Consider the following 20,970-nt stretch of genomic DNA (forward strand, 5'->3'; position numbering starts at 1 on the left):
ATGCTGTGGCGAATGCTCAAGCAGTCTTGGTTCAGAAATGTCCGGCGTAAATCACTGGCCGTATTTACGGTGTTTCTGGCCGCCGGGCTTATCTCTTCACTGTTGGCGGTGTCGATAGACATTGGCGATAAAATGTCCCGTGAACTGAAATCCTATGGCGCCAACATTCTGATTGAACCCGCCGGTCAAGTGGCATTGCCCTCACTGTTTGGTGAGAAAAGTAACCCGCTCACAGGGCAGGATTTTCTGGATCAGGCCGAATTACCCAATATTAAAGACATTTTTTGGCGTAATAACATTGTCGGTTTTGCCCCATTGCTGAGTGGGGAAACTGAGGTCAATGGTCAGGATATTTCGCTATTAGGCACTTATTTTAATCAGCCGGTTGATGTGCCTGATGAAGAGGACTATCACACCGGCCAGCAAATTATCAGCCCCTATTGGCAGGTTACTGGTGACTGGCCACAAGAGCCGGTTAAACCTGATGCCCAAGAGGTACAGGCTTTATTGGGTAAGCAGCTCGCACAGCAAACAGGTTGGAAAATTGGTGATGAGTTAAATCTCAACGGTGCTTCTGGCCCGCTGAAAGTGAAAATAAGTGGTGTGCTAAGCAGTGGGGGTGAAGAGGAGGGGCGGCTCGTGTTGCCGCTGGCCGCCGTGCAATCACTACTTGGATTGCCGGGGAAAGTTCAGGCTATCAGGGTCTCGGCCCTGACGGTGCCGGAGAATGAGTTATCGCGTAAAGCGCGCGAAAATCTTGAAGCCCTCAATGCCGAAGAATATGACTTATGGTATTGCACGGCCTATGTTTCTTCCATTGCACACCAATTAGAAGAGGCAATATCTGGCTCCGTGGTGCGGCCTATCTGGCAAGTCGCCGCGTCAGAGGGATTGGTGATTGAAAAAATACAGCTATTGTTGGTGGTGGTCACATTGGCAGCCCTGATTGCTGCCGCCATGGGGATAGCGTCACTGATGACCAGCACGATTATGGAGCGGGCTAAAGAAATTGGTTTGATGAAAGCCTTGGGCGCTCGGCAATGGCAAATTTTGATGCTGTTTTATCTTGAAGCAGCAATCAGCGGCTTGATTGGCGGCTTGGCAGGGTGTGTGGCCGGGTGGGGGTTGGCAAAAACCATCGGTCTGATGCTGTTTGGCGCCCCACTGAGTTTTGCCTGGATGGTGGTGCCTTGCGTATTGGTTATCTCCGTTTTGATTGCCGTGATTGGGACGTGGTTCCCCGCCCGGCGCATTGCTCGTCTTTATCCGGTGGAGGTGCTCTATGGCCGTTAATCCTCGGGTTACACAGCATAAAGGGCTGGATGGCATGTTCTGGCGCTTAGTGTTACGGGCGCTGCGTCTGCGCATGCAGCGGGTCAGTGTTGTATTCGCAGCATTGACCGTCGGCGCGGCGATTGTCACCGCAATGTCAGCAGTTTATTTCGATATTAATGCCAAAATGAGTCAGGAATTGCGCACGTTTGGTGCGAATTTCTACATCGGCCCAGGGAACGGCAACGCGTTTGAACAAGGGCAGTTTCAGCCTATTATTGATGCTGCGCCGAAAGGGCTTATCAATGCCTCCAGCCCCTATATTTATGGGATGGCACGCACTGAGCTGGAAAAAGTCGTGCTGATGGGCGTGTGGTTTGAATCTTTGCAGCAGTTAGTCCCTTATTGGCAAGTGACGGGTAACTGGATTGGTGTCAGTTTTGATGATCGTAATGCCATGATTGGCGTCAAACTGGCTGAGCGTTTGCACGTCAAAGTCGGCGATACCATCACGTTGGTCAATGGGAGTGAACGGCAGCGTTTACAAGTTAAAGGTATTGTAGAAGCCGGTGATGCCACCGATAACATGTTGATTATCAATCTGGAACTGGCGCAGAAATGGCTGAATCAACCGGGGCGTATCAGTAATGCATTGCTGAGTGTCAGCAATGATGTGGGCCAGGTCGAAACCTTTGCCAGCCATCTTCGCGAGCAATATCCGAGTCTTGAAATTAGGCCAATTCGTAAGGTTTCCGCCTCTGAAGGGCAGGTTCTCGATAAGATAAAAGGGCTGATGGGGCTGGTCTCAGTGGTTATCCTCATTCTGTCATCGCTGTGCGTCAACACCACGTTAATGGCAATAGTAGGTGAACGTTCGAAAGAGTTCGCGTTACAAAAAGCGCTGGGTGCCAGTGGCGGCGATATTATTCGCCAGATGTTGACTGAAACATTGATAATCTCGCTGGCGGCGGCCATTTGTGGCGCGTTGCTAGGTTATGTGCTGGCGCAGGTATTGGGGCAAACCGTCTTCAACGCGGCAATTGCTTTGCGCGCACCGGTATTGCCGCTAACGTTGATATTGTCATTGTTAGTGGCCGCAGTGGCGGCAATTGTTCCCACTCGACGAGCTATTCATATTGAACCGGCTAAAGTCCTGAAAGGAGAGTAGCAAATGACATCGCCACACACATGGGTGCAACCTAAACACACCACGGATGCGGTTATTGAAACTCGGCATTTATACAAACGTTTTGGGCAGGTGACGGCGCTGGAAGACATCAACATCCGCATTAATCGTGGCGAATTTGTAGCGATTATGGGGGCATCGGGTTCAGGTAAAACCACGTTAATGAATATCTTAACTTGCCTCGATACCGTAAGTGAGGGGCAGGTATTGCTTGATGGCATTGATGCCGCGGGTCTTGATGAAGAAGGGCGCAGGAAATTTCGCGCAGATAAAATTGGGTTGGTTTTCCAGCAATTCCACCTTATTCCTTATCTGACTGCGCTGGAGAACATTATGTTGGCGCAGCATTATCACAGTGTGGTGGATGAAACTGCTGCTCGACAAGTATTGGAACAGGTAGGGATGACGCCACGTATGGGCCATTTACCTAGCCAGCTTTCTGGCGGTGAGCAGCAGCGGGTATGTATCGCGCGCGCACTGGTCAATCAGCCGCCCATTATTTTTGCTGATGAACCTACCGGTAACCTTGATGAGGAGAATGAACAGCGGGTATTAGATTTGCTCAATCATATTCATCAACAAGGCAGAACCATTGTTATGGTCACTCACAATCCGGATTTAGGGTGTGTTGCTGATCGGATCATCCGGCTCCAGCACGGTAAGTATCTTAAGGAGGAGAGTCGGCATCATGTGGCGTAATCAAATCAAAACAGTGAGTTTATGCGCTTTACTGTTGCTGCTGAGTGCTTGTAAGCAAGAAGAAGTGGCTGTGGGAGAGGCGGCACCTCCATTGGCCGCTTATGACCTGCAAGGTAAACCCGTGGCACTCGAACAATGGAAAGGCAAACAGGTTTACCTCAACTTTTGGTCAGCAAGCTGTGGTGGCTGTCTGGCTGAAATGACCACTTTGGATAAACTGAGCCAACAATATCAACAGGATATCGTGGTGGTGGCGATTAATACTGATTCCGAACAGGTAGATATTGGCTCGGTATTGGCGCAGCGTAATATCAGTTATCCCGTTATTCGCGATCAACTGGGTATCACCCAGGAGCGCTATCAGGTCATTGGCACGCCAACCTCTTTTATGATTGACCGCAACGGCAAAGTCACTGAGTTACATCAGGGCGCACGTAACGAAAAAGATCTGGCCACATTGTTCCAACATTGGGCAACGGGAACAAGATGAAAATCTTACTGCTGGCTGCATGCATCCTGGTGTTTAGCGCCACCTCTCAGGCCGCGACTGACGGTGAACATATCTATAAACAAACCTGTTCAAGTTGTCATGGGCGTTTGGCGGATCGAAAAGGGCTGGATAAAGCGCCGCCATTAATATCGCTATCCCGTGATGAAATCGTCGATGGCCTGACTGCACGACGTGACGGCAAAATTGTCGGCAGGGGCAATAAGGCCAAAGCACATCTGACTGACGTTGATATACAAAAATTGGCAGACCATATAGAGAGCTTAAAAGGGGCTAAATCTAAAATTCCGTGATGTGAAATACTCACTATTTTAATGATTTCATTGATTAAATAAACTAAATCCCTACTGTATTCTTATCTGTTTGGACGACTTCATTTAATAGAATTTATGCTGTACTATATGTTGCATATAAAATGCATCTTTAAATTATCTGAGGAATAACAGCATGGAAAATACATCAGCCTTGCTTTGCTATAAAGAATTACCGGTCTGGGACAGTGCTGGCGTACCCGCGATGTTTCGTGAAAAACACAATACTAAAGCCGGGACGTGGGCCAAGCTGACTCTCCTGAGTGGAGAGATGGACTTTTTAATCCTTGATGAAGCGGGTAACACCCTGGAAAGGCACTCATTTTCTTGTGAACATCAACCCCCGTTTATTGAGCCACAAGTCTGGCACCGTATTGCCGCCTGTTCAGATGATCTGCAATGCCAACTCAGTTTTTATTGCACGCCGGAAGATTTTTATCATAAGAAATACAATTTAACCCCGACACATTCCGAAGTGATTGAGGCGGTAAAAACAGTCAAACCTGGTAAAGCACTTGATTTAGGCTGTGGCTCCGGACGCAATTCATTGTATCTGAATTTATTAGGTTTTGATGTGGCCGCTGTGGATAAAAATGGTGAAAGTATCAGCCGGTTACAACAAATCATTGAGCAGGAAGAACGACAAAATATAGCGGCCAGCACTTATAATATCAATGAAGCCAGTCTGGATAATCGCTACGATTTTATTCTCTCGACAGTGGTATTGATGTTCCTACAACCAGAGAGAATCCCGCATATTATCAATAATATGCAAGAGTGTACCTTACCCGGTGGTTACAACCTGATTATCTCGGCCATGTCGACTGATGACTTCCCTTGTACTGTGCCTTTCTCTTTCACCTTAAAGTCGGGTGAGTTAAGTCATTACTATAAAGATTGGGACATCATTAAATACAACGAAGATGTCGGACAGCTACATAAGACCGATGAGCAAGGTAACCGGATAAAATTGCGCTTTGCGACCATGTTGGCGCGAAAAAACTAATTACGCGGTACGGAATTTATGCAGTACGAAATAGTAACTGCCTCGTGATATTTAGCGGGGCGGTAACTTGGGTTCATCGCGTAAACGACCGACGATATAATCAATAAATACGCGAAGTTTGGGGGGTAAATAGCGCGTTGGTGGGTAAAGTAACCATAAGCCGCCGCTATATGAGCTGATAAAACGCCACTCGGGTAATACCTGCACTACCAGCCCCTGTTGTAGGGCGGTTCTGGCCGTAAAATAGGGCAAACTGCCAATACCAAGATGCTGCAATACTGCATCCAGTCTGACGCCAGTGTGGTTCGCCGCATAACGGCCTTTGGCTGCGACTGTGACAGCTTTAGTCCCTTGGCGGAATTTCCAGCGCGCATCCCCCGGTGTTTCACCCAGATAAATACAACTATGTTTAGCTAAATCATGGGGATGCAGTGGCACTCCGTGAGCGGCAAGATATTCAGGTGTTGCACACAGTAAATGTTCAATGTCCATTAATTGCCGCCCGATCATTCCTGATGGTGGCTGGTCGGTGATTCGAATTGCCAAATCCACATTTTCATCAATCAAATCGACATAGCGGTCATCTAATATTAGCTGCACATCTATTTTGCTGTAGTGACGCAAAAATTCGGGCATATGGGGGTGAACCACAAAACGGCCTACTGCTTTTGGCACACTGATGCGGATAAGCCCTTCCGGCTCCTGATTGTATTGACCACTGACCTCCATTACCGAGTTGGCGGCGCTGAGCATTGCGTTGCAGCGTTTAAAAACCTCCTCGCCACTTTCACTCAAGCGCAATTTACGGGTGGTTCGTTGCAATAAACGGGTTGCCAGCGCTTTCTCGAGCCGGCTGACACTGCGGCTAATTGCCGAAGGTGAAACCCCTAATTGGCGGGCGACAGCTGAAAAACTGCCGGTTTCGACCACTTTAACAAAAATGGCCATTTCACTGAGCAATGCTAGCGGAAAATTTGTGCTCACAGCGCAACAGTCCTTTGAGTATGTGACGGATTATCACGCCAGACTGACATCAATATAATAATAATGGAAATGATAAAAGGATAATGATGATGACAACCTGTCTATTTTTTGAAAGCGATACACTGACTATGGATGTTGATGTACTGAGCTGCACATCTGATGGCGAGGAGTTTGCCGTGATATTGCCGGCCACGATTTTCCACCCGCAAGGCGGTGGGCAACCTTCAGATACAGGTTATATTGGCGATAATAATGTATTGCGGGTTGTTCTACAGCAGGGGCAATTAATTCATTACCTGGCGCAGCCCATTGCTCCGGGAACCTATCGCGCTGTTGTGGACAGTGAACGCCGTCTGTTAAATACTCGCCTGCATTCAGCAGGGCATCTGATTGGCAATATTGGTGAAAGTTATGGTTGGCTTCCGGTGAAAGCGCACCACTGGCCAGGGGAAAGCAAAGTGTCATTTAAACGGTCACAAAACCCACAACTGATTGATATTGATGCTATTCAGGCGACTTTGGAGCAATTTATCCAGCAAGATTTACCGCGACATATTTCTGTACAGGGTGATTTCCGCGAAGTTAGTTTTGGTGAACTGCCGGCTTATGCTTGTGGCGGTACTCACGTGAGTTCTTCGGGCGCGTTGGGTAAGGTCACTGTGCAGTCAATTTCGGAGAAGAAAGGCATTCTGTCGGTGAGTTATCGGATTGATTGATCACTAATTATCAATGACAAAATCCATTTCTGTTATGACCAAAATGGAGTGGTATTTTAGCATTTAATGCTGTTGAGAATTATTAATTAACTTTATTGATAATCATTATCACTGAATGTAATAATATCATCTCTATGAGTCCCGTGGAGTATGGATTGTGTCGAATACAGCTGAGGTAATTTATCCTTCAACAACGGCGATTTCTGATGAAATTGCCAGTTTGTTTGCCCGTACGTTCGTGCACTTCTCCGAATCTTTTTATGTCAATGCAATTGAAATACCTGAAGAAAGTGTGTTATTGGAACAGTGGGCGGCAGAAAATAACTTACCCATATTGATGCAAAACTATGAAAAGTATTACTACGACGGTACCGAGCTTAATCCGCATTATAAAGCGCTGCACTCATTATGGGGGCAATGGTATTTCGGTCTGGTGATCCCACCGATGATCTTGATGTTACTGGCATTACCCAGAGTAATAGATATCCGCCCTGAAAGAGTTCGGGTTAAATTTCATACCACAGGGCGGCCCGAAATTATCTACTATCAGCATGGTTGGTTAGATGGCCGTAGTTGGCTAGATAACCATAATAGGCTAGATAAATCACCGTCATCTTTACTGGAGCGGCTCTATTTATTACTCGATCATCATATTATTCCTGTTATGGCGAAAATAGAGCGCCAGCCAAAAGCTAATATCCGGCTGATATGGAATAACGTAGGTTATTTGATGTTTTGGTATCTACGCGAATTTGCGAATAAGCTGGGGCCTATTGAGGGCTATGACACTATTATTGAAAACTTTTTTCTCACTTCAAGCTTACCGGATGGACGAGACAATCCCCTCTATCGCACTGTTATTCCAAGAAATGGTGATATGGAACGCCGCACTTGTTGCCAACGGAATAAACTGCCGGGTGTCGGCAGTTGTCATGATTGCCCGTTAGAATCTCGCTCATAACCGGTATATGATTCAGCTTACAGATAAAGTAAGCCTTGAAGGACATTCCGGTGAATAAAGAAAAAATTGCCCATTTAGATGCGGTCAGCCGTAAAGCCCGTGTAGTCATGGAGCGCGAAGGGCTTGACGCTCTGGTGGTCACCGTCTGTGATAATTTCTATTACCTGACTGGTTTCGCCAGTTTCTTTATGTATACCTTCCGGCACACGGGTGCAGCTGTCGCCATTATGTTTCGTGATGAAAGCATTCCGTCTCATATCATCATAAATGAGTTTGAAGCCGCCAGCACCCACTTTGATATGCCCAACATGGTGCTGAAAACCTTCCCGGTATGGGTTGATGTTGATGACCCGCGGAACCCACTTAATCATCAGAGAAAGCGCGAACGACCTATTGGCCCACCAGTAGAAGCTGTTTTTGGTTTAGTGAAAGAGGCCCTTGCGAGTGCTGGCGTGCTGGATAAAACCATTGCAATTGAATTACAGGCTATGTCTAACGGCGGTAAAAATGTGTTAGATAAAGTCGCTCCGGGGCTAAAGTGGGTTGATTCAACGCCGCTGTTCAATGAAATCCGAATGGTTAAAAGCCCGTGGGAGATTAAATACCTGCGTAAAAGTGCTGAAATTACTGAGTTCGGTATCGCCAGTGCCGCTAAACATATCCGTGTGGGTTGTACGGCAGCAGAATTGACCGCTGCATTTAAAGCTGCTGTCATGACCTTCCCCGAGACCAATTTCTCTCGCTTTAATCTTATTTCTGTCGGCGTTAATTTCTCACCTAAAATGTTTGCTGATGAGACCCCAGCAAAGCTCGGGGATTTAATTAAGTTTGATTGCGGGGTAGATGTGGCGGGTTATGGTGCGGATCTTGCCAGAACATTTGTGCTGGGGGAGCCGGATGAGCTTACGCAGCAGATATACAACACAATAAGAGCCGGGCACGAACATATGCTATCAATGGTGGCACCGGGCGTTAAGTTAAAAGATGTATTTGACACCACCATGGCTGTTATTAAAACCTCCGGTTTGCCCCATTATAACCGCGGTCATCTTGGCCATGGCGATGGTGTATTTTTGGGGCTGGAAGAAGCGCCTTTTGTCAGCCCATTGGCAACGGAAACATTTCTCCCTGGGATGGTGCTAAGTCTCGAAACACCTTATTACGGCATCGGTATTGGCTCGATTATGCTGGAAGATATGATCCTCATTACCAATAACGGTTTTGAATTTTTAAGCAAATCAAATCGCGATTTGTGTCGTTGTAATTAATTTTTGCACCGCGCCTCATTTTATCTGAATTAAACTCATTTTTAAAACAGACCCTTTTATCTTTTAACTGGGTCTATTCTCAATTCTGATTACAGCATGGTTTAAAATATATAAAAAAGAAAATTATCATACGAAATATAGAGTTAAAGTTTATTTTTATTTAATCTCCCGATGATAGAGGCTGTTAATTTCATTAGGGAATAACGCTATTCTATTTATTATTATAACATAGGTTATAATTTCTCTTGCTTATGACTTTATCACTCTATGGGTATGAAAATATAATTAATTTTGTATAAAATCAATAAGATAAATACAAATTCTCGCCAAAAATGGTCTGGAGATCGCTTTTTGTCATCTTTTTTGCAGAACACTATGTCGCAGGATTCCCTTAGTAAAAATATTTAGTCTTTAAATTTTGCCTTTTTACAGGATATTTATCTAAGAATAATCCTAAATCAATCAGAATTAACGCCCGCACTACATTTTCGCCTCTATTAATCGCTGGAATAACAATGTTCTATAATAATTCGACAATAGTATTTCCTTTCAACTATCCTATGTAACATGTTGTAATACATTCTAAGGACTTCATTTCATCATAATTCCATAATGAAAAATGGATGTTCATGAAGTAGCTTTTCTTGAAAATCAAACAAGTTGCTGGCTTAAGGGTTATATAATGTATAACGCATTTACGACACTGCTGCGCCCGTTGCACCGGCACAGAATGACTTTATTAGCGCTATTAATTTCCGGTCTTTCTGTTAATCCCGTATTGGCAGATACACAGTATGATTCATTAATCATCAAAGCCAGAGCTGGGGATACCGCACCGGTCCTTGATTATTTACAGAAAGAATCTAAAGCAGGGCCACTTAATAGTGGTCAAGTTGACGACTGGCTGCAAATTGCGGGATGGGCTGGGCGTGACCAGGAAGTCATTGATGTTTACGAAAGATATTATTCTTCAATAAATCTCTCCTCACGTGGCCTGGCTTCTGCGGCGCGTGCTTATCGTAATGAAAAACGTTGGGATCAAGCTTTGGCACTGTGGCAAAGCAGCTTAAAGAAAGACCCCACTAACCCCGACCTTATCACTGGCATGATCATGACACAGGCGGATTCTGGTCGTGGTGGCGCGGCTTTACAACAGGCAAAAGAGTTAGCTGACCGCAACCCCTCGGCGCAAAACTATATGACTCTGGCTTATCTGAACCGAGCCACCGATCGCAATTATGACGCATTACAGGCCTCCAGTGAGGCGGTGCGATTAGCGCCAGAATCTGAGGAAGTATTAAAAAGTCACCTCGAGATTTTGCAAAGAAACCGTATTGCCGACCCAGCATTACAGCTTGCTAAAGAGAACCCAAAACTGGTTACGGCCGAGCAGTATCGACAGCTTGAAAGAGATGCGGCGGCTGAACAAGTTCGTATGGCCGTGCTACCGACCCGCAGTGAAACAGAACGTTTTTATATCGCGGATCAGGCTTTGGCAGATTATCAGGATTTATTAGCCCGTTGGAGCAAAGAGCCTGAGGCGCAGGACGATTATCAGCGGGCGCGAATTGATAGGCTCGGTGCATTATTGGTTCGCCACCATACCGAAGAACTGATTAAAGAATATGAAAGCATGGAAGCTGAGGGCTACAAAATGCCTGATTATGCCCGCCGTTGGGCAGCTTCTGCTTATATTGATCGCCGGATGCCGGAAAAAGCTGCACCAATTCTCACCAGTTTGTATTACGCCGACGGTAAAACATTCCGCAACAGTGATGACCTGCTGGATGCTGATGATCTCTATTACGCTTTGAATGAAAGTGAGCAGTTGGATAAGGCTCATCAATTTGCCAAGAACTACAGCGAACAAACTCCTTATCAGGTGGGGGTGTATGGTCTGCCGGGCAAAGAACCCAATGATGATTGGATGGAAGGTCAGACCTTGCTGGTTCAATCGCTGGTGGCCCTTAATGACCTGCCGGCAGCCCAGAAAAAACTGGAGACCCTCTCCAGCACGGCTCCTGCTAACCAAAATTTACGCATTGCTTTAGCCAGCGTTTATCTGGCCAGAGATTTGCCGCGTAAATCGGAACAAGAGTTGAAGGCAGTCGAGTCGCTAGCACCACGCAGCCTGATTCTGGAACGGGCGCAAGCTGAAACGGCGATGGATCTGCAAGAGTGGCATCAGATGGAATTATTGACTGACGATGTGATTGCGCGCTCTCCGGAAGATGTGCCGTCGCAAGAATTAGACCGCCAACGCAAAGTTCATAATATGTATGAACTGCGGGTGACCGGTAACCGCGTCATCTCCTCTGGAAGCCCCATCACGGGTGACAAAGATTACGGCCTTGAGGCGATTTTATATAGCCCACCTATTGCCGAAAACTGGCGCGTGTTTGGCGGCGGGAGCTTTGATAATGCTCAATTTGAAGAAGGTAAGGGTATCAATCGTGCGACCCGATTAGGGGGCGAGTGGACTTCCCGTGACCACTGGGCTGAAGCTGAAATGAATAATCAGAATTATGGTTTTGGCAATAAAACCGGATTCCGTTTATCAACCTGGTATGAGTTTAATGACCATTGGCGGGTGGGTGGTCAGCTCGAAAGATTGGCGAAAGATACGCCGCTGCGGGCGATGAAAAACAATATCACCGCCAACAGTGCCTCTGCATTTGTGTTGTGGAAAAACGATGAACGCCGTGATGTTGAATTTAATATCACCCCGTCTGATTTCTCTGACGGTAACAATCGGTGGGAATACGAATTGAATGGGCGTCAGCGTATCTGGAGCGGCCCTTACCTGACGGCCGATTTCAATTTAGGGTTGGCAGCTAGCACCAATACCAAAGAAGACGTGATTTATTACAATCCAAAACGTGATTTCACTTATGTACCCGCGGTGACCTTAAATCACATTATGTACCGCCATTATAAAACTATCTGGAGCCAGCAAGTGCAACTGGGTGTCGGTGGCTACTGGGAGAAAAACTACGGCAATGGCCTGGTTACCACGGCAAGTTATGGCCAGCGTGTGCAATGGAATGATGTTGTCGATACCGGATTGGCCCTAACCTACGATAAGCGCCCTTATGATGGGGTCCGTGAGCATGACCTCTCACTCGCTTTCGATTTGAATTACCGTTTCTAAGGGAAATCGCTATGGCGAAGATACAATTTTTTATTCGGATATTGGTTGTTGGATTAGTGACGTTGCTGGCGTCGGTCTGTTATGCAGAAAAACCCGTATTTGTCCCACCGGCCGAGCGCGCATTACCGCTGAGTGAAAGACCGTGGCAGAAGAATACGTTTGTGGTCATTGCTTACCATGATGTTGAAGATGATTCGGCAGATCAGCGCTATTTATCGGTAAGAAGCAGTGCACTAAGTGAACAACTCGCTTGGCTAAAAGACAATCGCTACCACGTCGTCTCTGTTGACCAAATTCTGGCGGCCAGGAATGGGGGAACCCCGTTACCAAACAAAGCCGTATTACTGACTTTTGATGATGGTTATAGCAGTTTTTACAATCGGGTTTACCCGCTATTAGAGGCGAATAAATTGCCTGCGATATTGGCCCCTGTGGGGACATGGATTGATACCCCGGCCAATAAAAAGGTAGATTTTGGTGGTTTAAGCACGGATAGGGACCGTTTCCTGACCTGGAAGCAGATCAGTGAAATGGCCAAGTCCAATCTGATTGAAATCGGTGCGCATACCTATGCCTCGCATTATGGCGTGATAGCGAACCCGCAAGGGAATACCGAGCCTGCTGCCGCTAACCTGATATATGACCCGAAGACGAAAAAGTATGAAACTGAAGCTGCATTTAAGCAGCGGATGGAAAAAGACATTTCATTGATAACTGAGCGAATTATTAAAGCAACCGGCAAACAGCCACGGGTTTGGGTCTGGCCGTACGGCGCACCAAACGGCACTGTTTTGAATATCTTGCGCCAGCACGGTTACCAAATGGCGATGACTCTGGAACCGGGTATTGGCAACGTCAATGACTTGATGAATATCCCACGTATTTTGATCAGTAATAATCCGTCATTGAAAGATTTTGCTCAGTTAGTCACCTCGGTTCAGGAAAAGGACATCATGCGGGTAGCGCATGTTGATTTGGATTATCTCTATGATCCTGACCCAGTACAGGAAAGAGAAAACCTTGATAAATTAGTCCAGAGGATCTCTGATTTACGTGTGACCACGGTATTTTTACAAGCATTTTCCGACCCGAAAGGGGATGGCAATATTCGGCAGGTCTACTTCCCTAACCGCTGGATACCGATGCGTCAGGACTTGTTTAACCGCGTAGCATGGCAGTTAGCTTCACGTCCGGATGTTGATGTCTATGCCTGGATGCCCGTACTGGCCTTTGATATGGACCCATCTTTACCGCGGATTAAACGTATTGATCCGAAAACCGGTAAAACCAGTATCGATCCAGACCAATATCGCCGCTTATCGCCGTTCAACCCAGAAGTCCGGCAGCGCATTATCGATATTTATCGCGATTTAGCCTATAGCGCACCTATCGACGGCATTCTTTATCACGACGATGCAGTCATGTCTGATTTTGAAGATGCGTCGCCGGATGCGATCACTGCCTACCAAAAAGCGGGCTTCCCCGGCTCGATTGCTGAGATACGCAAGGACCCAGAAATGATGGCGCGCTGGACTCGTTATAAAAGTCGATATTTGGTTGATTTTACCAATGAGTTGACCCGTCAGGTACGTGATATTCGCGGCCCGCAAGTCAAATCAGCCCGCAATATATTCGCGATGCCGATTTTAGAACCGGAAAGCGAAGCATGGTTTGCACAGAATCTTGATGATTTCCTGGCGAACTATGATTGGGTTGCCCCGATGGCCATGCCGTTAATGGAGAAAGTGCCGTTATCAGAATCTAATGAGTGGTTATCTCAGCTGGTCAATAAAGTTGCTCAGCGGCCGGGGGCACTCAATAAAACCGTATTTGAACTGCAATCAAAGGACTGGACCAAACCTGAGGGCAACAATGCCATCAGCGGCCCGATACTGGCGGGATGGATGCGCCAGTTGCAGTTAAATGGCGCGCAAAATTTTGGTTACTATCCGGATAACTTTATCACTGGCGAACCACCGCTAAAAGATGTCCGCCCTGTGCTATCTTCTGCCTGGTACCCTTTATATGATCGATAGAATTATTGCATTACTCATCCTATGCCTGGTGCTGAGTATCCCTGCGGGCATGATCTTGCTCTTTACTGGCGACGTGCTGTTGAATTTTGTCTTCTTCTATCCACTCTTTATGTCCGGTATTTGGATAACGGGGGGGGTCTATTTCTGGTTCCGTCGAGAAAGACATTGGGCGTGGGGCGATGATGTTCCCCCTCCAGAGCTGAAAGGCAACCCACTGGTATCTATTCTCATTCCTTGCTTTAACGAAGGGGAGAATGCACGGGAAACCATTCACGCGGCATTGGCACAGAGTTATACCAACATTGAAGTCATTGCTATCAATGATGGTTCCAGCGATGACACGGCACAAGTGCTGGATGCCATGTTGGTCGAAGACCCTCGTCTGCGCGTCATTCACCTGGCCCATAATCAGGGCAAAGCTATTGCCTTAAGGATGGGAACGGCAGCCGCACGCAGTGAGTATCTGGTGTGTATTGATGGCGACGCCTTGCTGGATAAGCATGCGGTGCCTTATCTGGTTGCACCGATGATTGCCAACCCACGGACTGGCGCGGTGACGGGGAACCCGCGTATCCGCACGCGCTCAACTTTGATTGGCCGTGTTCAAGTGGGGGAATTCTCTTCTATCATTGGGTTGATTAAGCGGACTCAACGCGTTTATGGGCAAGTTTTCACTGTTTCCGGTGTGGTAGCGGCTTTTCGCCGTAGAGCATTGGCAGATGTGGGCTACTGGAGCCCAGATATGATAACCGAAGACATTGATATCAGTTGGAAACTCCAGATAAGGCATTGGTCAGTGTTCTTTGAACCCCGTGGTTTGTGCTGGATTTTAATGCCAGAAACCTTAGGTGGCTTGTGGAAACAACGGCTGCGCTGGGCACAGGGTGGGGCGGAGGTTTTCCTGAAGAATATGTTCAAGTTGTGGCGCTGGCGTAATCGCCGGATGTGGATCTTGTTCTTGGAATATTCACTGTCAATCACTTGGGCCTTTACTTACCTGTTCAGCATCATCCTGTTCCTGCTGGGGATGGTGATAACATTGCCGCCGGGAATCCATGTGCAAACGATCTTCCCGCCCGCGTTTACCGGGATGGTATTGGCGCTGACTTGTCTATTGCAGTTTGCTATCAGTTTGGTGATTGAACGGCGCTATGAACCTAAATTGGGCAGTTCACTGTTTTGGATCATCTGGTATCCGATGGTTTACTGGATGCTGAGCTTGTTCACCACCGTGGTTTCGTTCCCAAAAGTCATGCTGAATACCAAACGTAAACGTGCGCGCTGGATAAGCCCAGACCGCGGCATCGGGAGGGTTAAACCATGAGCACACTTCTGATTCATACTGAACAGCGGCTCATCCCGCGCTTGATTGACATTATTATTACGGCATTAGCTTGGTTTGGTTTTATCTTCCTGTTTGTGAAGGGCTTTCTGGATATGGTCCATGAAGCGCCAAATATGGGGCCGGTTCCGTTCAGAATGTATATTCTGGCCGGTTTGACGACATTAGCCTTATATGCAGCTATTGCAGCATTTAATGCCGTAGTACTAATTGTTTGGGCCAAATATAACCAAGTGCGTTTTCAAGTTGAGCGCCGTGGGCATCGGCCTCATTTGGATGATGAAGAACTGGCGAATAGCATGGAAATGTCGAGTGAGATTATTGCGCAATTAAAAGCAGGCTCTTGTCTCACATTGTATAACGATGAACACGGGCAACTGTTGGAAGTCAAAGAAGGGTTACAACTTCCCGAAGTTGCACCGGTGGTTAATTTACGCCGAGGCTAAGGGCTATTTTTCTCTGAATACCTGATTGCTAACTTATATCGGGTATTCAGAATTTATTTTATGTTATTCCCCCAAGTTGGCTCCATAAAACTCCGCTTTCATTTACTCCTTTGTCTTATATATTGCTATGATTTACCAGACATTATGGCGGTGATAACCTTTTGATATTCTTCTGACAGTGACGTGATAACCGGAGCATACAGTGAATCAAAATCATTTCGGACAAATTATTGGCGCAGAGTTGCCGCACTGGCAATCCGCACTGCGACCTCAACCAGACGATTTACCGGGGAATTTTTGCCATTTGGTTCCCGTTGACTCAGATAAACATGAAATATCTTTGTATCAGGCTTATCACATGGCCGCCGATACGAGTGATTGGACCTATTTTTATTGTGAACGGCCAGAAAGTGAAGCGGATTTTCAGCAATATCTGCAAACATTAATTAATGCTAAAGATGCTTTCCACTATACGGTAGTCGAGGCGCAATCTGCTGTGGCTTTGGGGACGGTTGGCCTACAGCGAATTGATGAAAAAAATGGTGTAATTGAGATTGGTTCAGTGAATTGGTCGCCGCGTTTAAAACGTCATTCAGCCGGTACCGAAGCTATCTATTTACTCTTACATTATGTATTCGACAAATTAGGTTATCGCCGTTGTGAGTGGAAATGTGATTCATTGAATGGGCCTTCAAATGCTGCTGCAATAAGATTTGGTTTTCAGTATGAGGGGCAATTTCGGCAGGCGATTGTGACCAAAGGGCGTAATAGAGATACCAATTGGTACGCCATCACTGACCGCGAATGGCCACTCATTAAGCAAGCATTTAATGATTGGCTGGCGAGAGATAACTTTGATAATGAAGGCAAGCAAAAAACACGTTTACAGGATTTACGAATTAGCCGCTGATGACCACCAAATTAATTAAGATTAACGCTATCTTATTGTCTAGTTAGGTTATTTTTAATTATCGCCTTTGCTTAAAAAATAAACAAAAAAGCAAGGGCGAAATAACAAAGCCGGTTTAATGCCGGGAACTAAAAGTGAGTTAATAGTATCGCGTGATATAAAAAGTAATTAGAGTAAAAAATGAGCAGATGGGAATGTTATATTTTTTTACATTTTGCTATCGCGAATTTTACGAGTGTCATTATACTGTAATCATCTGGCGGTATTTTTCACACGGTGCATTGTTTAAGCTGATTATAGTTTAGGCTGTTGTTTATCACTGCGGGGATCGCTAATGGTAGAGTCCATGATTGGGCTGTTAAGACAAAATCAAAGTTTCAATCAAGCGACTCGTTGTTACGAGGGCTTACTCTCCGACTCTAAAATTCCAGTATTTTTGTCATCCTCGTTTCCAGTATCAACATCACGTTATCACTCCCTTGCGATATTGTTTTCATCCGGCTTATTAGGCTGGGGGCTAACTTTATTCGCATTTTCATTGGCTATTATTGGCTGCAAAGGAAGCCAAAACCTCATCTGAATGTGAAACATCATCGCGCGGGCAATTTTTGCTCGGCGGTAGTTGAATCAAACTGAAAGGTGCCACTATGGGAAGACAGAAAGCAGTGATCAAAGCTCGTCGTGAAGCTAAACGTGTTATTAGACGTGATTCACGTAGCCATCGCCAACGTGAGGAAGAAAACGTGACATCGTTAGTGCAAATGGGCGGTGTTGAATCAATAGGTATGGCGCGGGATAGCCGTGATACCTCCGTTATTCAGGCGCGTACGGAAGCTCAAGGTCATTACTTATCAGCCATAGAAAGTAAACTACTCATCTTCGCCACCGGTGAAGCGGGGTGTGGTAAAACCTTTATCAGCGCGGCCAAGGCCGCTGAAGCATTAATTCATAAAGAAGTTGATCGGATAATTGTGACGCGACCTGTACTACAGGCAGATGAAGACTTGGGCTTCTTGCCCGGTGATATTTCTGAGAAATTCGCGCCTTACTTCCGCCCGGTGTATGACATTCTGCTGCGCCGACTCGGATCTTCTTTCATGCAATATTGTTTACGGCCGGAAATCGGTAAAGTCGAAATTGCGCCTTTTGCGTATATGCGCGGGCGTACCTTTGAGAATGCGGTGGTGATCCTCGATGAGGCGCAAAACGTGACCGCCAGCCAAATGAAAATGTTTCTTACCCGCCTAGGTGAAAATGTCACTGTTATCGTGAATGGTGATATCACTCAGTGCGACCTGCCGCGTGGGGTGAAATCAGGTCTTAGCGACGCACTGGAGCGTTTTGCTGAGGATGAAATGATTGGCATTATTCGCTTTGATAAACAGGACTGTGTCCGCTCTGCACTCTGCCAACATACCTTGAATGCCTATTCATAACTCAAGATTATGAATGGATGACCCGATAAAAAAGGGCAAGCGCCACAAACGCTTGCCCTTTACTTATCCCTTTTCGGGGATATCTACAAAGAATGGCTGCTACAGCATGATAGTCATCATATAAGCGGCAAACAGCGCCAAATGCGCAGTGCCGTTGAGCACGTTGGTTCTACCAGTAGAGAATGAGATTTGCGACAGAATCAAGACACTGACCATGACCACGATATGTGGCGCTTCCAGGCCAAAGTTCAACTCTTGCCCCGTCAGTACGGCAATTAAAGTTACCGCCGGCACGGTCAGTGAAATGGTGGCCAGCACCGAACCGAAGAACAGATTCATTGCTCGCTGAACCTGATTCGCCAACACCGCTTTTAATGCTCCCAACCCTTCCGGTGACAGGATAAGTAAGGCAATCAGGAAACCGGTAAATTTCGCGGGTGCGTTTAACTCGGTCAACAGCGCTTCCAATGGGTTAGCATCAAATTTGGTAACCGCGATAACCGCAACTAAATGAACTAACAGCCAAACTGTGTGCCACAGGCTACTGTGAGAAGACGGTTTACCGTGGTGAGGGTCATCACCATCATCTTCATGTTCGTAGACAAACAAACTTTGGTGGGTTTTGGTTTGAATCAGCAGGAAAACACCATACATCGCCGCTGAAATTGCCGCGACAACCAGTGATTGTGCCACACTAAAACTGCCATCTGGCAAAGTGCTGGGTAATACCAACACAATGATAGCTAACGGGAAGATAGCCATCAGATACTGTTTAATGCCGACTAAATTGACATGCTGGGTAGCAAATTTACGCCCACCGAGCAGCAAGGACACCCCGACCAATCCCCCGACAACAATCATGATGATGGAATAGAGTGTGTCGCGCATCAATGCGGGTGCAGCATCGCCTGTTGCCATCATCGCCGAGATCAAACTGACCTCCAACACCACCACGGATAGGCTGAGGATCAATGAACCATAAGGTTCGCCCAAACGGTGTGCCAGAACGTCAGCATGACGAACGACACTGAAAGCACTACTCAGAATACCGACCAGTGCAATCAGGTTGATCACGATAATGGCAGCAAAATTGCTGGTATCTCCCCAAATATTAAGAATAACCAGCGCAAAAATAGGCAGGAGAAGGGAATATTCGTGATGGCGAGATTTAGATCGGCCAGGATCATTTTGCGACTTCATTTCGAACACGCTCCTAATAACTTTACTGCGCTAAATGGGCATTAGAGCCATTTAACGATAATTAAGTGCCGTATTGCAGGCTAAGTAGCTTTAAGACTAACAAATAACAGGGAATTGTCGCAGGAAATTTACAAGGTTTTAACGGGAAAAGACAAAAAAGAATCAGTAAAATGGACACGACAAAGTAATGTCCATTGATTCTACAGATATTAATGAGATCTAGTCGTCAATATTGTCCATCACTTCATGGCGTTTGTGATGATAATCCTCTTCATTCAAACCCTCACGCCAATAAGGGACGGCATAGAGTTGCTGGCGGTCACAGCTTTTTTCACGGCGCAGGTAACGGCGCAACTGCACCACCATCCGGTCTTCACCGGCCAGCCAAAATGTCGCTTCTTCCATCGGCAAATCCAGTGCGCAGAATTGGGTGACAACATCATCGGTTTTCTCGGTACCGCCAATAATCCAACTAAGTTCAACACCCGCCGGTTTCACCAGATTAAGCACATCTTGCGGAGTATCGACACGAATAATGGCATGCCCTTGCGCATTGGCGGGTAATGTTTCCAACAATGCGGCGATGGCGGGCAGTGAAGAAGAATCTCCAACCAGATAACTGTATGTTGCCGCAGGTAGCATGGTTTCAGGCCCGCCAGGATTCGTTATCCCTATCCAATCACCCACTTTGGCATGACGAGCAAAATCTACCGCTGGGCCGCTATGGTCATGAATGGCGAATTCAATGTCTATTTCACAAGTTTCAGGACGGATGGCGCGAACAGAATAGGTTCGAACAATGGGGCGTACATCTGCTGCGGGCCATTGTGGGCCATTCTCGCCAAGAACCGGTAATTCCGGCTGTGTTTGATGGGCTAATGGTAGGAAGACTTTCAGATGCGCCCCAGCACAATCAACTGGGTAGTTATGCAATGTTGGGCTGTGGAAAGTGATTCTACGCAAATGTTGGGAAGTGTCTGCCACCTTTCTTACCTGCACCAAGCGCGGAGGGGTTGGACGATATTTAGGGGGGGCTGAGGTTGCTGTGGTTGATTTTTGGGTCACAGTCTTTCCTTCTGATTTTATGGTGTTTTATAAGGGATGAATTATACCATTAATAAATCTTAATGATAATTATTTGCATGAAAGTAATTTTTATAAAGACAAGTTGCATAAGAACAATATAAGAAACATGAAAAGCGGCATTGATCGCGGCGGGAGCAGGGCAAGGTGCTATATTAAAAAGTTATTTATTATAGCCGATTTTGTTTTTGAGCATTTGGCTGAGTCAAATTTGCCATGTTCTATAAATTTTTATTTTTTGAAAAATAAGGCTATTTCTCAATTTCACGTCTAAAGACACCTTTTTAGGAATGCCATTCACTTTGCTTAGTACAAAAAAACATAAGCAACGGTTTTTTTGTATTTGTTTGTCACCCATATCCCCCGTAAATCTAATGCTACCCCTCGGACGTGAAGTTGCCGCAGCATTATTGGTGACCTTCACTCACCGCCTATCTGTAACGCGGGGTTCTTTG

Annotated in this window: 19 protein-coding genes; 16 read left to right on the forward strand and 3 right to left on the reverse strand. The window is 46.3% G+C overall.

Annotation, left to right across the window (positions count from 1 at the left end; translation table 11 throughout):
• The 6 genes from DXZ79_RS09100 to tehB all read left to right on the forward strand — a co-directional run bounded on the left by DXZ79_RS09100 (position 1) and on the right by tehB (position 4,982).
• Positions 1–1,293: an ABC transporter permease gene (locus DXZ79_RS09100; protein WP_038633580.1), complete on the forward strand. Its 1,293-nt coding sequence runs from the start codon at positions 1–3 to the stop codon at positions 1,291–1,293.
• A 34-nt stretch (positions 1,294–1,327) separates the two neighbouring features.
• A complete protein-coding gene (locus DXZ79_RS09105; protein ID WP_172667614.1) occupies positions 1,328–2,440 on the forward strand; it encodes an ABC transporter permease in 1,113 nt (370 codons plus the stop codon).
• A 3-nt stretch (positions 2,441–2,443) separates the two neighbouring features.
• On the forward strand, positions 2,444–3,157 hold the full coding sequence (locus tag DXZ79_RS09110) for an ABC transporter ATP-binding protein (protein WP_042562363.1): 714 nt from the start codon (positions 2,444–2,446) through the stop codon (positions 3,155–3,157).
• Positions 3,147–3,647 (forward strand): TlpA family protein disulfide reductase, encoded by a 501-nt coding sequence (locus tag DXZ79_RS09115; protein WP_038633574.1) that lies wholly within the window; start codon positions 3,147–3,149, stop codon positions 3,645–3,647. Before DXZ79_RS09110 ends, DXZ79_RS09115 begins: the two co-directional genes overlap by 11 nt.
• Positions 3,644–3,958 (forward strand): c-type cytochrome, encoded by a 315-nt coding sequence (locus tag DXZ79_RS09120; protein WP_038633571.1) that lies wholly within the window; start codon positions 3,644–3,646, stop codon positions 3,956–3,958. The genes DXZ79_RS09115 and DXZ79_RS09120 overlap by 4 nt, the downstream gene beginning before the upstream one ends.
• A 154-nt stretch (positions 3,959–4,112) precedes the next feature.
• A complete protein-coding gene (tehB, locus tag DXZ79_RS09125) occupies positions 4,113–4,982 on the forward strand; it encodes an SAM-dependent methyltransferase TehB (RefSeq protein WP_038633568.1) in 870 nt (289 codons plus the stop codon).
• 51 nt (positions 4,983–5,033) lie between these two features.
• Here the strand turns inward: tehB and DXZ79_RS09130 are convergent, their stop codons facing one another.
• Entirely contained in the window at positions 5,034–5,966 is a 933-nt protein-coding gene (locus DXZ79_RS09130; RefSeq protein ID WP_038633566.1) for a LysR family transcriptional regulator, read from the reverse strand.
• Between the two features lie 89 nt (positions 5,967–6,055).
• Between DXZ79_RS09130 and DXZ79_RS09135 the strand changes: the two genes are divergently transcribed.
• From DXZ79_RS09135 to phoH, 10 genes are all read left to right on the forward strand, one after another.
• Positions 6,056–6,682, forward strand: coding sequence for a serine-tRNA(Ala) deacylase AlaX (locus DXZ79_RS09135; RefSeq protein ID WP_038633563.1), 627 nt, complete (start codon positions 6,056–6,058; stop codon positions 6,680–6,682).
• A gap of 157 nt (positions 6,683–6,839) precedes the next feature.
• Positions 6,840–7,643 (forward strand): siderophore-iron reductase FhuF, encoded by an 804-nt coding sequence (fhuF, locus tag DXZ79_RS09140; RefSeq protein ID WP_120011228.1) that lies wholly within the window; start codon positions 6,840–6,842, stop codon positions 7,641–7,643.
• A gap of 50 nt (positions 7,644–7,693) precedes the next feature.
• Entirely contained in the window at positions 7,694–8,911 is a 1,218-nt protein-coding gene (locus tag DXZ79_RS09145; protein WP_120011229.1) for a M24 family metallopeptidase, read from the forward strand.
• A 682-nt stretch (positions 8,912–9,593) separates the two neighbouring features.
• Entirely contained in the window at positions 9,594–12,062 is a 2,469-nt protein-coding gene (gene pgaA, locus DXZ79_RS09150; RefSeq protein WP_120011230.1) for a poly-beta-1,6 N-acetyl-D-glucosamine export porin PgaA, read from the forward strand.
• Between the two features lie 11 nt (positions 12,063–12,073).
• Positions 12,074–14,098 carry a poly-beta-1,6-N-acetyl-D-glucosamine N-deacetylase PgaB gene (gene pgaB / locus DXZ79_RS09155; RefSeq protein WP_038633552.1) on the forward strand — a complete coding sequence of 675 codons (2,025 nt, stop codon included), beginning with the start codon at positions 12,074–12,076 and terminating at the stop codon, positions 14,096–14,098.
• On the forward strand, positions 14,088–15,422 hold the full coding sequence (gene pgaC / locus DXZ79_RS09160; protein WP_038633549.1) for a poly-beta-1,6-N-acetyl-D-glucosamine synthase: 1,335 nt from the start codon (positions 14,088–14,090) through the stop codon (positions 15,420–15,422). The genes pgaB and pgaC overlap by 11 nt, the downstream gene beginning before the upstream one ends.
• Entirely contained in the window at positions 15,419–15,886 is a 468-nt protein-coding gene (pgaD, locus tag DXZ79_RS09165) for a poly-beta-1,6-N-acetyl-D-glucosamine biosynthesis protein PgaD (RefSeq protein WP_038633546.1), read from the forward strand. The genes pgaC and pgaD overlap by 4 nt, the downstream gene beginning before the upstream one ends.
• Positions 15,887–16,088: 202 nt before the next feature.
• Positions 16,089–16,796 (forward strand): GNAT family N-acetyltransferase, encoded by a 708-nt coding sequence (locus tag DXZ79_RS09170; protein WP_038633544.1) that lies wholly within the window; start codon positions 16,089–16,091, stop codon positions 16,794–16,796.
• A 334-nt stretch (positions 16,797–17,130) separates the two neighbouring features.
• The gene (locus DXZ79_RS21185) at positions 17,131–17,376 is read left to right on the forward strand and encodes a hypothetical protein (protein WP_038633541.1); all 246 of its coding nucleotides are present in this window, start codon (positions 17,131–17,133) and stop codon (positions 17,374–17,376) included.
• 67 nt (positions 17,377–17,443) lie between these two features.
• Entirely contained in the window at positions 17,444–18,232 is a 789-nt protein-coding gene (gene phoH, locus DXZ79_RS09175) for a phosphate starvation-inducible protein PhoH (RefSeq protein WP_005169005.1), read from the forward strand.
• A gap of 99 nt (positions 18,233–18,331) precedes the next feature.
• On the opposite strand, the gene chaA is transcribed toward phoH, so the two are convergent.
• Positions 18,332–19,432 (reverse strand): sodium-potassium/proton antiporter ChaA, encoded by a 1,101-nt coding sequence (gene chaA, locus DXZ79_RS09180; RefSeq protein ID WP_038633532.1) that lies wholly within the window; start codon positions 19,430–19,432, stop codon positions 18,332–18,334.
• 219 nt (positions 19,433–19,651) lie between these two features.
• Entirely contained in the window at positions 19,652–20,497 is an 846-nt protein-coding gene (locus tag DXZ79_RS09185; RefSeq protein ID WP_050291766.1) for a siderophore-interacting protein, read from the reverse strand.
• Between the last annotated feature and the right edge of the window lie 473 nt (positions 20,498–20,970).

The sequence above is a fragment of the Yersinia rochesterensis genome, assembly GCF_003600645.1.
GTDB classification, from domain to species: Bacteria; Pseudomonadota; Gammaproteobacteria; order Enterobacterales; family Enterobacteriaceae; genus Yersinia; species Yersinia rochesterensis.

Coding starts and splice junctions, on each gene's coding strand:
- DXZ79_RS09110 (WP_042562363.1), top strand. CDS start 2,444: ATGACATCGCCACACACATGGGTGCAACCTAAACACACCACGGATGCG.
- pgaB (WP_038633552.1), top strand. CDS start 12,074: ATGGCGAAGATACAATTTTTTATTCGGATATTGGTTGTTGGATTAGTG.
- pgaD (WP_038633546.1), top strand. CDS start 15,419: ATGAGCACACTTCTGATTCATACTGAACAGCGGCTCATCCCGCGCTTG.
- chaA (WP_038633532.1), bottom strand. CDS start 19,432: ATGAAGTCGCAAAATGATCCTGGCCGATCTAAATCTCGCCATCACGAA.
- DXZ79_RS09135 (WP_038633563.1), top strand. CDS start 6,056: ATGACAACCTGTCTATTTTTTGAAAGCGATACACTGACTATGGATGTT.
- DXZ79_RS09120 (WP_038633571.1), top strand. CDS start 3,644: ATGAAAATCTTACTGCTGGCTGCATGCATCCTGGTGTTTAGCGCCACC.
- DXZ79_RS09115 (WP_038633574.1), top strand. CDS start 3,147: ATGTGGCGTAATCAAATCAAAACAGTGAGTTTATGCGCTTTACTGTTG.
- phoH (WP_005169005.1), top strand. CDS start 17,444: ATGGGAAGACAGAAAGCAGTGATCAAAGCTCGTCGTGAAGCTAAACGT.
- pgaC (WP_038633549.1), top strand. CDS start 14,088: ATGATCGATAGAATTATTGCATTACTCATCCTATGCCTGGTGCTGAGT.
- DXZ79_RS21185 (WP_038633541.1), top strand. CDS start 17,131: ATGGTAGAGTCCATGATTGGGCTGTTAAGACAAAATCAAAGTTTCAAT.
- pgaA (WP_120011230.1), top strand. CDS start 9,594: ATGTATAACGCATTTACGACACTGCTGCGCCCGTTGCACCGGCACAGA.
- DXZ79_RS09100 (WP_038633580.1), top strand. CDS start 1: ATGCTGTGGCGAATGCTCAAGCAGTCTTGGTTCAGAAATGTCCGGCGT.
- tehB (WP_038633568.1), top strand. CDS start 4,113: ATGGAAAATACATCAGCCTTGCTTTGCTATAAAGAATTACCGGTCTGG.
- DXZ79_RS09105 (WP_172667614.1), top strand. CDS start 1,328: ATGTTCTGGCGCTTAGTGTTACGGGCGCTGCGTCTGCGCATGCAGCGG.